The organism is Galbibacter marinus, from assembly GCF_000300875.1.
GTDB lineage: Bacteria > Bacteroidota > Bacteroidia > Flavobacteriales > Flavobacteriaceae > Galbibacter > Galbibacter marinus.
Genome location: NZ_AMSG01000005.1, coordinates 67,096 through 81,957, shown reverse-complemented (window position 1 = coordinate 81,957; position 14,862 = coordinate 67,096). Strand labels below are relative to the sequence as shown.

The 14,862-nt window shown below is 37.9% G+C and carries 11 protein-coding genes; 4 read left to right on the top strand and 7 right to left on the bottom strand.

Translation table 11 applies throughout. The features are described 5' to 3' along the window. Nucleotides 1-70: 70 nt before the first annotated feature. The 4 genes from I215_RS05775 (at nt 71) to I215_RS05760 (ending at nt 3,242) form a co-directional block, all read left to right on the top strand. Nucleotides 71-625: a glutathione peroxidase gene (locus I215_RS05775; RefSeq protein ID WP_040459916.1), complete on the top strand. Its 555-nt coding sequence runs from the start codon at nt 71-73 to the stop codon at nt 623-625. 79 nt (nt 626-704) lie between these two features. Beyond that, entirely contained in the window at nt 705-1,871 is a 1,167-nt protein-coding gene (locus tag I215_RS05770) for a molybdopterin molybdotransferase MoeA (protein ID WP_008991025.1), read from the top strand. Nucleotides 1,872-1,896: 25 nt separating this feature from the next. Then, nucleotides 1,897-2,337: a molybdenum cofactor biosynthesis protein MoaE gene (locus I215_RS05765; RefSeq protein WP_008991024.1), complete on the top strand. Its 441-nt coding sequence runs from the start codon at nt 1,897-1,899 to the stop codon at nt 2,335-2,337. A 20-nt stretch (nt 2,338-2,357) separates the two neighbouring features. After that, complete coding sequence (locus I215_RS05760) at nt 2,358-3,242, top strand: molybdenum cofactor synthesis domain-containing protein (protein WP_040459915.1); 885 nt, start codon at nt 2,358-2,360, stop codon at nt 3,240-3,242. A 22-nt stretch (nt 3,243-3,264) separates the two neighbouring features. Here the strand turns inward: I215_RS05760 and I215_RS05755 are convergent, their stop codons facing one another. The 7 genes from I215_RS05755 to nirB form a co-directional block, all read right to left on the bottom strand. After that, nucleotides 3,265-4,728 (bottom strand): rubredoxin, encoded by a 1,464-nt coding sequence (locus tag I215_RS05755; protein WP_008991022.1) that lies wholly within the window; start codon nt 4,726-4,728, stop codon nt 3,265-3,267. A gap of 4 nt (nt 4,729-4,732) precedes the next feature. Then, nucleotides 4,733-8,263: a nitrate reductase gene (locus I215_RS05750; RefSeq protein WP_008991021.1), complete on the bottom strand. Its 3,531-nt coding sequence runs from the start codon at nt 8,261-8,263 to the stop codon at nt 4,733-4,735. Nucleotides 8,264-8,639: 376 nt separating this feature from the next. After that, nucleotides 8,640-9,281 (bottom strand): response regulator, encoded by a 642-nt coding sequence (locus tag I215_RS05745; RefSeq protein WP_008991020.1) that lies wholly within the window; start codon nt 9,279-9,281, stop codon nt 8,640-8,642. A 42-nt stretch (nt 9,282-9,323) separates the two neighbouring features. Continuing rightward, a complete protein-coding gene (locus tag I215_RS05740) occupies nt 9,324-11,111 on the bottom strand; it encodes a PAS domain-containing sensor histidine kinase (RefSeq protein WP_008991019.1) in 1,788 nt (595 codons plus the stop codon). Nucleotides 11,112-11,120: 9 nt separating this feature from the next. Continuing rightward, nucleotides 11,121-11,708, bottom strand: a complete 588-nt coding sequence (locus I215_RS05735; protein WP_008991018.1) for a DUF4202 domain-containing protein — start codon at nt 11,706-11,708, stop codon at nt 11,121-11,123. Between the two features lie 13 nt (nt 11,709-11,721). Further along, nucleotides 11,722-12,099, bottom strand: a complete 378-nt coding sequence (gene nirD, locus I215_RS05730) for a nitrite reductase small subunit NirD (protein WP_008991017.1) — start codon at nt 12,097-12,099, stop codon at nt 11,722-11,724. A 62-nt stretch (nt 12,100-12,161) separates the two neighbouring features. Beyond that, on the bottom strand, nt 12,162-14,675 hold the full coding sequence (gene nirB, locus I215_RS05725) for a nitrite reductase large subunit NirB (protein WP_008991016.1): 2,514 nt from the start codon (nt 14,673-14,675) through the stop codon (nt 12,162-12,164). Between the last annotated feature and the right edge of the window lie 187 nt (nt 14,676-14,862).

The following is a 14,862-nucleotide window of genomic DNA, read 5'->3' as shown; positions in this document are numbered from 1 at the left end:
GTAAATTTTAGGAATATTTAAGTGTTGTTTTTCTACAAAGTTTTGTACCTTGTTTTTAAATAAATTAACTGTGAAAAATATACTAGTTTTAAGCTTAATTTGGTGCTGCGCGATTGTAAATGCTCAAAATGTAAACGAAATGAAGGACACTTCTATCTATCAGTTTACCGTTCAGGATATCAACGGTGATGATTTTCCATTAAGTGAATTAAAAGGGAAAAAGGTAATGATTGTCAATACTGCAAGTAAATGCGGGTTAACTCCGCAATATGAATTATTAGAAAGTATATACAATACCTATAAATTTCAGAACTTCGTAATTATTGGATTCCCAGCAAACAATTTTGCCAACCAAGAACCTGGATCTAACCAAGAAATTGCTGAATTCTGTCAAGCCAATTATGGGGTTAGCTTTCCAATGATGAGCAAGATTTCAGTAAAAGGGGATGACATACACCCGTTGTATAAGTTTCTCACCCAAAAGGATAAAAGTGGTCTTGAGGATTCAGAAGTGGCGTGGAACTTTCAAAAATATTTAATTGATGAAAATGGACAGCTTGCCAAGGTGATATCTCCTAAAACCTTACCTACGGATAAGAGTGTGATTGATTGGATAGAACAGTAAATTTGTCTCCAACTTCCTGATGCCAAACACTAAGTTGGTATCAATAATTCTTTAAATTTACTTTATTAAACAAACTGGCATGATTGCTGTCGCTCAGGCATTATCTCATATCGAAAAATCTATTATGTCCAATACTATTATTGAGACAAGTATTACAGAAGCTCATGGTTATGTTTTAGCTCAGGATGTAGTTTCTGATATCGATTTACCACCTTTTAGACAATCAGCTATGGATGGATACGCAGTTCGTCTATGGGGTCATGAGGAATTTGTTGTAAAAGGAGAAATTCAAGCCGGTTCCAATATGGAAGTTTCATTACGACAAGGAGAAGCCGTCCGAATTTACACTGGAGCCCGAGTACCTGAAGAGGCCAATAAGGTCGTTATGAAAGAGCATGTTGAGGTTTTTAATTCATCGATTAAGGTAGTTAAATTTCAGGAGAAAACTAATATTAAGACCCAAGGCGAGCAGATAAAGAGAGGAGAACGTGTGCTTTCAAAGGGAGATGAACTCAATACTGCTGCAATTTCTTTTTTGGCTGGTTTAGGGGTGGCAAAGCTTATGGTTTATAAAAAACCTAGCGTAGCTGTTTTAATTAGCGGTAATGAACTTCTACAACCTGGGGATCCATGGCAGCAGGCCAAAACCTACGATAGCAACTCTTATATTTTGAAATTGTTACTTCAAAAGGTAGGAGTTGATGACATCTCATTCTATTATGTTGAGGATGACACTAAATCCAGTGTTGCAATGGTAGGTGACCTACTTGATGATCATGACTTTATAGTAGCCACCGGCGGTATTTCTGTAGGAGATTACGATTTAATGCGGGTAGCATTTCAGGCTAATGATGTAGAGGAACAGTTTTACAAAATCAATCAGAAACCAGGCAAACCAATCTACTTTGGTTTAAAAAACGATAAGGTAGTTTTTGGACTTCCAGGAAACCCAGCAGCATGTTTTATAAATTTCCAAATATACGTATTACCAGCACTTAGGCGGTTTTTGGGAAAAAGCATCTCGAGTTTTAAAAAAGGTGTAACTGACCAAAAGATTGTAAACAACTCCGGTAAGGCGTTGTTTCTAAGAGGAGAGTGTTTAAATGGACATCTAAATGTTTTTTCCAATCAAAGTTCGTCCTTACTACAGAGTTTAATTCAGGCCAATGCTTTGATCTATGTGCCGGAGGATATGGAAGCTGTTGAAATTGGAGATGAGGTTCAATATGTGGATATAGTTCAGTAATTTTACCAAAAGGAAAAATAATATTATGGAGCGGAAGAAGAAAAATGTATTTATACAAGGGGCAATACCACCTGAATTTATTGCAGAATCTATTGCAAAACACCAATCCAAACACAGCATTGGAGCACACAATATATTTTTAGGGCAAATTAGAGCTGATAATAAAGAGGGTAAAGTTGTTTCGGCTATTGAATACACGACCTATCAAGGGATGGCCGATCAAAAGCTGTATGAAATTCGAGAGGAGGCTTTTGAAAAATTTGACCTTAGCTGTATGCACATTTACCATAGTTTGGGAAGGGTAGGTGTGGGAGAAATCTGCTTTTTTGTTTTTGTTTCTTCACCTCACCGCAAAGGAGTTTATCAAGCAACTGAGCATATTGTAAACCGCATCAAGGCTGAAGTTCCAATTTTTGGTAAGGAAATATTCGAAGATCAGACCCATCAGTGGAAGGTGAACAGCTAATCGAAAATTCTAGAATTATTATGGAAGATATAGGAGATCATATTACAGCAAATTGTTTGGCCATAGCTCAGATTGTAATCGAAATGGATGAAATGGCACGGCAAGTCTATAATGATACTGCTTTTTCCAAAATTCAAGTAGCTGCAGAACTGGCTGTTAAAAATTCATCCACGGTAATTCCTGGGGTACACGTAGTGGCATTTGACTTTATTTCACTCTCACAAGAACAACAAGATGATCGACTGATATATCAACTTCAGCTAAAAGCTATACACAAAACAGGTATTGAAACTCAAGCCCTTTATGGTATTTCCGTTGCGGGCTTAAGTCTTAAAGAATTCATCGGTTCAAAGGGGAAGGTCAGAATCGGTGCTCCTCAAATTATAAAAAGTAATAGCCCTTACTCAACCGATAAACGAATGTTTCCAAGTGGACTCACCGCTGCTGTGGTAGTTTGTTCCGATAGTATTTCTGATGGTTCCAAAACAGATGCTGCAGGGAAGGCTATAATTGCAGAACTTGAAAAGTATCAGATAAAGGTAAATCATTACCAAGTGATTCCTGATGAAAAGGAAATCATTTCTCAATGCGCCACTAGCCTTTCTAAGGAGCATCACCTTTTAATCTATACTGGGGGAACAGGATTGTCATTAAGAGATGTCACACCTGAGGCTCTAGAGCCGCTTATTCACAGAAGAATTCCGGGGATTGAAGAAGCGATAAGAGCATATGGTCAACAGCGAGTGCCTTTTGCAATGCTCTCTAGAAGCTTAGTGGGTACTATTGGGAATTGTTTGGTAATGGCAATTCCAGGCTCTACCAAGGGGGCTAGTGAATCAATGAAAGCAGTATTTCCACATTTATTACATGTCTTTAAAATTCTAAGAGGGCAAACACAGCATTAGACCATCGAACTCATTTTTATGATTAGTTTATAGGTGTTACTGCCTGATTTATGGGGTTAAAATCTGATTTTGGAGCCTCACATAGGGAGCAGTGATAATGCTCAGGTAATTGTTCAAATGGTGTGTTTTGAGGGATGTCTTGTTGTATATCTCCGTACATTTGATCGTATATAGTTAGGCAGTTACTGCACTGATTTACCTGTTTTTCTTTAAGTGGTTTGGTTTGCTTGTTACTTTTATCTTTTAATGATTTATCGGTTTCTTCTGTGGTTTGACCGAGCTGTTGAAAATACGCCTTACTCAGCTCCATTAATAATCCAGGTAATTCTATCTTATCGACATGTAGCGCATAGGTTTTATAAGTTCTGGTATTGGGATTGAAATCTTTAGCATGGCGTACACTGTAAGTGTTTCTTAATTTTAGATTGGCCTGACTATAGATCGGTGGATTGCACTGAATTACAATGGAAGTGAAATGAAACACTTTGTCGTGCTTCCTTGTAATTCCAATGGTCAGACCATAGGTGCTAATATCATAACTGTCTAATTTAGACACCAGATAGTTTTTAAGTTTAAGCGCCTTTTGATCCCCCACGGGAAGATGCCAGTTGAGTTCTAATTGAGAATGCCGAACATTAATACCATGCTTTCCTAAACATTTCTCCCACTCTAGTTTAGCCTCTGCTGGAATGCCTTTAATGATAAAAGACTTCCATGGGGTGATGCATATTTTCCCGATCTTCGATTCTGCACAAAGCTCACATAATGCAAGTAGAAAAGGGAGATCGTAATTGTTATTGCGCCAGTATAAACCTAACCAGTATTTATTGGTTCCCATTTTGTTCATGCCCTCATAATAGAGAAATGGATGAAAGGAAGTATTTAAAGGACTATTGATGGTTCTGTTGTTAGTATCTGTACTATCATTTATAAGCTCAAAAAGTAGGTCTACAGATTCCAATTCTTCCAACACCAGATCTTCAATGGTTTTGGAAATAGTTGCCATGTCCCAACTGTATATTAATGCGGGATAAAGCTGTACTGATTCCCAGTCGGGCATTTGAAGGTAGAGATACCAATAATCTTCATGGTTAGAGGCTATAAAATTAAGGTGACCAGTAAACAAAGGAACTAAACACTGCAAGGGGTCAACAATGTTTATTTTAAGTTTAGGATGGAATTTAAACTGTTCCAACAGATATAAATAGCGATCACTTGTGAGCCAGGGTGTTGTGGTTAAAATATCGGTGGAAAGGTAGGAGCAAACTATGTTCTCTTCTTCTTTATGCATAGGATCTACACAACTTATATCCCCATTAAAGTTGAAATTCTTAACAGGTATGTCTGTTGTAAACAAAATGTCTTGCCTTGAGCCAAAACTGATATGTTTTACCTTTTGATCCATGAGTGTTGTTAGGATCATTTTTAGTTCCCCAGGTGAGAGAACTCCGCCTTTTATGAGTAATCGGTAATAGTCCTTTTCCATACGATCAAATTAATGCGGTTTGTTTATTGAGTAATTCTCTTATTTCTGTTTTACAACTACCACATCCAAGACCAGCGCCTGTCTTTTTACATAATGAGTTAAAATCTTGCTCTCCGGCTTGTATAGCTTCCTGAAGATTCCCAAGTCCAACTTGGCCACAGGAACAAACAAGGGAGCCCTTGACTTGTTTATCGTTAGCTGTAGAACGTAGTAATTGATTTCTCTTGTCGGCTAATTCAAGTCGATTTGAAATCATTTCCTTGAACTGCGCAAATTCGTTCTTATCTCCCATTAGGATGGCACCAATTAAATGGTCATCCTTGACGATGCATTTTTTGTAATAGCGTTTATTAAAATCAGAAAAAATAATTTCTTCATAAGATGGATCATTTTCAGGGACTTTGAGTTCTCCAATACTACACAAATCTAGATCGTTGAATTTTAGGATGTTCATCAGTACTGATCCGTTATACACACTGCTAATATCTCCAGCCATATAGTTGGCCAATATATCGGCCTGTTGCTCAGCGGCATCTGTTATTCCGAACAATTGGTTGTTAAATTGGGCAATTTCTCCAATTCCAAATATAGAGGGGTCAGAGCTTTGTAAATGCTCATTCACTTTAACCCCTCTACCACAATCTAACTTTGCTTTTTTAGCTAGGGCTATATTTGGAATCGTCCCTATAGCATAAACTATCGCATGTGCTCCAATGATTTTGCCACTTTTAAGGGTGATTGATAATTCTTGATTTTCTGTATGATTAAATACGGTACTGACCTCATTGTCAAAATAAATTTGGATTCCCTTTTCTTGTACATCCATGGATAATAGTGTACTGGAGGTTTTGTCTAATTGACGTTCCATAAGGCGGGAGGATCGCTGTATGATAGTAACTCTAAGGCCTTGGTGTTTGAGGGCAGCGGCCATTTCCAAGCCTAGTAAACCACCTCCAACTATAACTACATGCTTTTGAGAGGTGGGAAGCTGGAGTTGACCAAGGTGCTCTTTAAAACGATCGGCATCGATTTTGGTCCTTATGGTAAACCTTCCAGGAAGTTCGAGTTGCACGTTGGAAGGCACAAACGGGCTACTTCCTGTTGCTAATATAAGTTTGTCATAGCGATAGTGTCTTTGGTGGTTATCGATAATGGTTTTCTGGTCCCTGTCTATGGCCGTTATATGACTATTGTGATGCAGGTTGATCTTGAGCTTGTCGAGTTGTTCTTTTTTTATTTTCTCAAGCTGTGTCCATGATAATTCTTCGCTGATGTATTCTGGAAGTAATACACGATTGTAAAATGGATGGGGCTCCTGGGAGAACACCTCAATTGAATCGGTGGTGTTTTGGTCTCTGTAATTTTGAATAAACCTAAAGGCCGCGGCACCAGCTCCAATGATCACAATCTTTTCTACTGGTTTTACGTACCTGGAAATGGAAACAGCAGTAAATTTAAAATCAGGTTCTTTGGATTGTGGATCGACAATAGTATTGGTTAAGTTGTTTGCTCTACCAAGGTCGCTTTGCAAAATTTTCCCCCAGTGCATGGGCGCAAATATAACCCCTTCTCTAACGGCATCGGTAACTTTAGCTTTTAAGCGGATGGTCCCATTTTTACTCTTTACCTCACAGATGTCTCCATGTGAAATATGGTGGATATATGCATCAACTGGGTTGATCTCAATTCTGGGGTAGGGGTAATGCGTTTTTAATCGTGCAACTTTCCCCGTTTTAGTCATTGTATGCCATTGGTCTCTGATGCGTCCTGTGGTCAGAATTAAAGGGTATTGAACACTAGTGCCAATAGAGGCGTTATTTACACTATATGGAACATTGAACTTCGCTTTTTGATTTGGGGTGAAAAACTTGCGATCCTCAAATAAGCGTGCAGTACCAGGATGTGTTGGAGTAGGGATGGGCCATTGCATACTACCTTGGTTTTTGAGCCTAAAGTAACTAAGTCCCGAAATATCAATATTGGTGTTTTTTGTCATCTGGCAATATTCCCTGTAAATTTCTTCACTTGACTGATAATTAAATCCTCTAAACCCCATATAATTGGCAAAATCGCAAAGAATTTCAACATCAGCTCTTGCCTCACCTGGCTCTTGGAGTACCTTTGGTAAATAACTGATTCTTCTCTCTGAATTGGTCATAGTTCCTTCTTTTTCTAGCCAAGCGGCTGCGGGCAGAAGTAAATCAGCAAATTTCGTAGTATCAGATTTATGAGAAATGTCTTGAACTACAACGAATTTAGCATTGGATAAGGCCTTTTCAACTCGTCTTGAGTTGGGCATGCTCACCAAGGGGTTGGTTCCGATGATCCAAATGGCCTTTAAGGTACCTTTTTCTAAGGCATCAAACATTTCTGTGGCAGAGAATCCAGGTTTGGATGAGATCTTATTAACGCCCCAAAAGTCGGCGACTTCCTTTCGATGTACTGGGTTATTTAAGTCTTTGTGGACAGCTAATAAGCTCGCCATTCCACCGACTTCTCGACCCCCCATGGCATTGGGCTGCCCTGTAAGTGAAAAAGGGCCTGCCCCTGGTTTGCCAACCTGACCTGTAATTAAGGAAAGATTGATAAGAGCTACATTTTTGTCAGTACCAATAACACTTTGATTTAAACCCATAGCCCACATGCTAATATACCTTTCAGATAATCCGATAATATCTGCGGCCTTCTTTATATCCTTTTCACTAACCCCACAAATCTTAGCGGCTTGTTTTAAACTTATGGATAGTATTTGCTCTCTATATTTTTGATAGTTATCTGTATGGTTTTTTATGAACTCATAATCGATTAATCCACGCTCTAACAACCTCCTCCCTATAGCGTTATACAACACGATGTCGGTTCCAGGAATTAACTGAAGGTGAAGGTCTGCGAAATTTGCTGTATCGGTTTTTCTAGGATCCACCACAATAATTTTAACCTCGGGATGCTTCTCTTTATGTTTTTCAATTCTTCTAAAGAGAATTGGGTGGCACCAAGCAGGGTTGGCCCCTGCAAGTAAAAAACAATCAGCAAGCTCTATGTCTTTATAGGATAAAGGCACCGCATCTTCACCAAAGGTGTTTTTGTAACCAACCACAGTGGAGCTCATGCAAAGTCTTGAATTGGTATCTATATTATTGGTTGCTAAAAACCCTTTTGTAAGTTTGTTGGCAATGTAATATTCCTCGGTTAAACACTGGCCTGAGATGTAAAACCCAACGCTATCTGGACCATATTTTTTTATCATTGAAGAAAATACCGCGGAGGCTCTCCTTAACGCATCATCCCAACTTACACGCTGTGTAGGATGCATTTTACTCCACCGCATTTCAGGATAGAGGATTCTATCCGAATGGTCGTTGGCTACGTAATGTAGATTCATGCCTTTAGAACACAACATTCCTTTGTTTACTTCATGATCAGGATCCCCTTTAACTTCTACTTTTCCTTGAGGGTCTTTTGTGACGATAATTCCACATCCAACACCACAATAGGAACATGTTGTTTTTACTGTTTCATTCCCTCTCATGTGCATGATTTTTTACTAATTTCACTAAATAATTTTATACTAAAAACAGCAGCTATAAGAATTGTCAAACTCTAAAATTTCGGGCAACTGTTTTTAAATATTCTTAGTTTTACCCCATTGATTTTGATGATATTAAGGGAGTGGTAAATGCTTGTTTTTTAAAATCTACATAGTCCCCCAGGACGCTTAATAAAATTAATCGATGAGCGAGTGTACTTTACATTACTTTGTTTAAAATTAAGTACAAATACTTAAATTTTGAAAATGAGAATTAATTATTTTAGAAGAATTGTCACATTAGAAAAAGTGACTAGTAAAAATGTATAAATAAGAAAATCAGGTGCTTTAAATTCATAATTTCGGAATGGGGTACTATATAGTTTTACCCTAATTGATATTCACGGGCTTTATTGGCAAGTTCCATAGGGTTTTTAACGCCCATTTTTTTCATGAGATTAAAACGGTGTACCTCGGCAGTTCGTTTACTGATTTCTAAAGCATCGGCTATTTCTTGATTGCTTAGGCCCTCTAGAACTAAATTTAATATCTGCAGCTCCCTTTTGGTTAGATTAAAGTCGTTCTTTGGTTGTTGTGGTCGTTGGGTGGTGAAATTTTTGATAATACTTGCAGAAACCTCTCCTGTGAAGTATTTACCCCCATTTGCAATGATGCGAAATGCTTTGACTATTTCTTCTTTGGTCGCTCCTTTTAAAAGATAACCATCTGCACCCGCTTTAATAGAGTGAAGTACATACTCTTCAGAATCATGCATCGAAAGCAATAAAGTCTTAATGGGAGAACCTTTGGATTTTAATTCTTTTACAACTTCTATTCCAGTGAGTTTTGGCATTCTAATATCTAGAACCAGTACATCGGGAATAAGATGTTCAACCAGTGATAAGGCTTGTTGCCCATCATAGGCATCGCCTATAATTTCAAATTCTGTTGAATCCTCTAACATAGCTTTTATTCCGGTGATTACCAGTGGGTGGTCATCCACAAGGATTAGTTTGATTTTTTCCATCATCGTTGTTTCTAAGTACAAAAGTAGAGAAAAATACGTATTTTAATTTAAATCCACTAAAAGGGGAATATTTATCGTTACACGCGTGCCTACTTTTTCACTAGAGGAAATATACAGGCGGCCGTTTATGTATGCTATTCGTTCTTTCATAAAGGTAAGTCCCATTCCACCGTGTTCCTCTTGGGTGGCTATGGCATCAAGGTCAAAGCCTTTTCCGTTGTCATCTACCACGATACTTAACATATCCTCACTATGTGATATCGTGATTACGATATGAGAAGACTCCGCATATTTAATTGCGTTGTTTACGGCCTCTTGAACGATTCTGTAGATGTTGATTTCAACTAAGGGATCAAGTCTTGAATTAAAATCTGTTTTGTTTATGGTGAGGATTTCTTTACCCGTAAATTTAGATAGTTCTTGACTTAAATTGGTAAGAGAAGCAGCTATACCGTAGTCGACAAGTTCAGGAGGAGAAAGGTTGAAAGTAGCCGTTCGAACTCCAATGATGATTTCAGCGCTCAATTCTTTTAACTGTTCTATTTTTTTGTTTGTGCTCTCTATGTTATTAGGGTCAATGCTTTCAATGGTGAACTTTAAACCCGTTAGCATTTGCCCAATGCCGTCATGAATATCTTTGGCAATTCTATTTTGCTCCTTTTCTTGACTCTCTATAATTTTTGAAGAGAGTTCTTTCTGCCGGTCCATCTCAGATTCAAAGTGATCTTTGGTGAGTTTGCTTATTTGATTTTGGGCTTTTTTTCTCTCAGTGATATCAAAACATATCACAAGTAAGGCTTCGTTGTTATTTTCGTTGTGATAGGGGTTAATAGAAATCTCAAACCATCGCGGCTCTCCTTGGGAATCGCTTCCTTTTATTTCGCCTTGCCACCCAGTATTTTTATGGGTGTGTATGATGTTGTTAATGTATTCTTGGTCTCTTTCTTCTTTGGCTATTAAGGTGGAAAACTGAACTTCAGGATCGTTAGGATTGAAATTGAAAAATCTAGAAAACTTGCTTCCTGCACTGATGATATATCCTTGTGGATCTAACCTAGTATAGAGAAGACTTTGTTCCATTACGGTATTAAGAGTCTGCAATGCTTTAACAGTCTCTTGTTTCTCTTGAGTTAGAATATCAGCACGGCGAACTTTTTCTTGTGCGTTTTTATTTAATGTTAATAACTGTTTTATAATTCGGCTAATGTATTTTGTACTGGGTTTTAGTGCAAGATAATAGGCAATTGTAATAAGTGAAACGCCTAGAAAGCACGATAGAATTAATTGGGCTTTTAAACTTTCTGAGATTTGATCTGTACGATTATCATAATTGCTAGAAAGGCTCTTTATTTGTTGCAGATAGCTATTCTCAATTTTATAAACTTCATTGATTTGAGGTTGTATATCGGGATGAAAATTTAAGGCTTTAATTTGATCTATTGTGGTTTTACTTGCGTTGATATAGTCTTTAAAATAGGGTTCTATAGCGGAAGGAGACTGTTTTTTTTCTTGTACTTTCTGGATGTTTTGTTTTAAGGTATCCAAACGTACTTGCCAATTGGCAATGGAAGTGTTTAGTGTAGTAATAATCTTTTGATCTGGGCTTTCTTCTACTGGTACCTCTGTTGGTTCAGGCCTATCGATAATGCTTAAGAAGGTAGGTCTATCTTTAAAACCCTGAATGGAATAGTTGCTTTCAACTTTCTTGACTTGAGCAAAGAGGTAAACAAAGCCCGCCAAATAACAAACACTAAGGCATATAAGGGTTATAATAAAAAGTCTTTGTAGTCTTTTATAAATTATGCGATCTAGCGTTTTTTCCGCACTCATTACTTTTAATTATTGTTGTAAGGCTTTTTCAATTAAGGCGCGAGCAGTTATATCTAAATCCAATTCTAATGCTGCATTGCGTCCTTTTTCAGACATTTTGGCCCACGTTTTTTGAAGGATACCAATGAGTTTTTCTTCGGTATGTTTTTGCGAAAACTCAACAAAGTAGTGCTTTAAAAACACAAGGCAAACTACATCTTGGAGTGTTTGGGCATCGTCGTTTTTTTTGAGTAATTTTTTTTGAATTAAATCACTGACCTCAGTTGTAAATTCATCTGAATAACCCACTTTTTGCAAAATTGCAACTGTTAGATCTGCATGCATTTTTTTGAGATCTGTTCGCCACTTTAGATATCCTGCACGATCCATAGAGTAGGCTTGTCTGTCAACTTTCCAACGTCCAATGTGTTGTGCTCTTGCTGCGATTTTTAGACTTTCTTTGGCCTGAGGAACAAATTTCTCAAGGGTGTCAGTCATGCGCTGGGAATACACTAATTCTTTGGGGTCATCTTTGCCTTTGTATAGTTCAGTATTTGGGTCTTGCTCATTGATTTGGTCTATCTGTTGGATGGCTTGCTTAAATCTATCTTGATCCATTTTTCTTTTTAAGTTAATCTACAAAGCCAATATACACATTTTCGTTTTCAATTTTAACAGGGTAGGTCGCTAATTTTAACTGGTCTCCACATAGACTTTCTCCGCTTTCGAGTGAAAAAGTTTTTTTGTGTAATGGGCAGGCTACTTTTGGAATACCACTTAAATCTCCGATCATTCCTCTAGAGAGAACCATTTCCATTTTATGAGGGCAGAGGTTTTGACAAGCATACCACTGATTAACTCTTCTAAAATTGTATACCGCTATTTGTTTTGATTTGTATTTTATACACACGCCGGAATTTGCTGGAAAATCTGAGGTCAATCCCGCTTTAAACCAATTAATAACTTTGTTTTGAGCTACAGTGTCATATTGTTGAAGTAGTTGTTCCATCGTTTTATTTTTTATTATGGTTTATAGTTTCACAGCTTAGTAAGTTGTTATTGTAGTTTCTTTTAGCGCCATGCTCTAGGCATTTTTTGATCTCTAAGAGGCACAAAGGATAAGTTATCATCACTTTGATCTGAGTTGACAAAGTGCTTGAATCGTTTGATCATTTGCGGATCTTCTATGGCCTGTTTCCATTCACATTGGTAGCGATTAACTAAACTCTGCATTTCCTGTTCTAATTCAGTAGCTAAGGATAAGGAGTCTTCTATGACAACCTTTTTAAGGTAGTCGATTCCTCCGTCGAGCTTTTCAAGCCAAGCTGCTGTTCTCATAAGTGGAGCGGCAGTTCGAATGTAATACATCAAAAAGCGATCTAGGTACTTAATGCAGGTCTGTTCATCGAGTTGTTCTGCAAGTAATATGGCGTGTTTAGGGTTAGCACCTCCATTGCCGCATACATAGAGATTCCAACCTCCTTCTACGGCTATAAGACCAAAATCTTTTCCTCTAGCCTCAGCGCATTCTCGTATGCATCCCGATACACCACCTTTGAGTTTATGTGGAGACCTAAGGCCTCTGTATCGGTTTTCAATTTCAATGGCAAAGGACACGCTCTCGTGCATACCAAATCTGCACCAGGTAGAACCTACACAACTTTTAACGGTGCGTAATGATTTGCCATAGGCGTGTCCACTTTCAAATCCCGCCTCAATAAGTTCTTCCCAGATTAATGGTAACTCATGTAATTGAGCTCCGAACATATCGATGCGTTGTCCCCCGGTTATCTTGGTGTAGAGGTTAAATTTTTGAGCGACCTCTCCCAAAGAAATTAATTTCTCTGGGGTAATTTCACCACCAGCTACACGAGGAACAACTGAATAGGTGCCATTTCTTTGAATATTCGCTAGAAAGCGATCATTTGAATCCTGAATTTCAACTTGTTTGTTAGCAGTCTCCATATAAATACTTGAAAATAAGGAAGCAAGAAGCGGTTTGCAAGTTTCGCAACCACTCCCGCTACCAAAGAGTTCTATGGCCTGTTCAAAGGTTGTGACTTTGTTGATTTTAATTAAATCATAGAGTTCTTGTCTATTAAAACTAAAGTGTTCGCATATATCTTTTTTGACCTGTTTACCAAGAGATTTTAAGGTGACTTCAACTAATTCGCTTACCATTGGTTTACATCCTTCGCATCCAGTTGTAGCCTTAGTTTTGTCGATGACCTCTGAGAGACTATTACAACTACCATCTTCTACTAATCCACATATTTGTCCTTTGTTAACGCTCTCACAGGAACAAACCTGTGCAGTATCAGGTAATTCTAGAATATTTCCTGCAGACCCTGTGTTGGATCCTCGCGATCCTAGAATGAGGTCTTCTGGGTTTTCCGGAAGTTTCATGGAATTATTGTATAGCTGGAACAGCGTGTTGTAATCGGAGGTGTCACCAACTAAGATCCCACCATATAGTTTATGACCATCTTTGCTGACATTGATCCGTTTGTAAATGCCCTTTAATTTGTTTTCATAAGTAATTACAGACACACTGTGATCACTTATAAAAGGATTGCCAAAACTTCCTACTTCAGTCCCAATGAGTTTTAATTGGGTGGATAGGTCTATGTGAGCATCCATGGTGGTTTCATATTCCTGTAATAATTGGGCAACCGCTACCTTGGCCATATCGTATCCTGGTGCTACTAATCCATAAATGGATTGATTGTAAAGAGCTACCTCACCAATGGCATAAACATCCTTTTCAGATGTCTGCATTTTTTCATCCACTTGGATCCCTCCGCGTTCTCCTACTGTAATGCCTGCCGCTTTGGCTAGTTCATCCCTAGGACGTATCCCTGCTGAGATAATCAAGATATCGGATTTTAACTGGGACTCATCGCTAAACTCTAACCCATTTATTGAGGAATCCCCTAAAATGGTTTTGGTAGATTTTTCTAAGAGAACTTCAATACCTAATTCTTGGATTTTGCTCACAAGCAAATTACTTCCTGCCTTGTCTAACTGTCGGGGCATCAGCCTTGGTGCAAATTCCACAACATGGGTATTTAATCCTAATGCCTTGGCTGCATTGGCAGCCTCTAGGCCAAGTAAGCCACCTCCTAGAACTACGGCCTCATTTCTTCCTTGTTTTTTTAATTGATTCGCATAGGACTTTATGGCATCCAAGTCCTCGAGTGTTCTGTAAACAAAGACACCCTTTTTCTCTAGGCCATTAATAGGGGGGATAAAGGCTGAAGATCCCGTAGCAAATACTAGAGAGTCATATTGGAAGATCTCATTCTTATAGGTGGTTATTTGTTTATTTTGTGGATCAACCTGTGATACTAATGATGAGGTATGTAGTGTAATATTATTTTCTTTATACCAATTGGTTGGAGCTAATAATAGTTGTTCAGCGGACTTTTCACTCATATATTCACTTAAATGAACCCTGTCATATGCAGGTCTAGATTCTTCTCCAAAGACCGTGATTTCAAATTCGTCACTGCGATTAGAATTTACTAGTTTTTCACAGTACTTATATCCGACCATTCCATTTCCGATAACAATAAGTTTTTTCATAATCCACAATTTTATAATTCAAATATAAGTAATTATACGTACATATAATATATGAAAAACTAAATCAACTACGTATTTCACGTATTTTTGAGGATAATGGAATATGGAGTGGCTATTTTATAGTATGTGCAATATTAATAGTGTTGAATTTTCAATCTGATGACATGGGTTCTTTAAGGATCTTTAA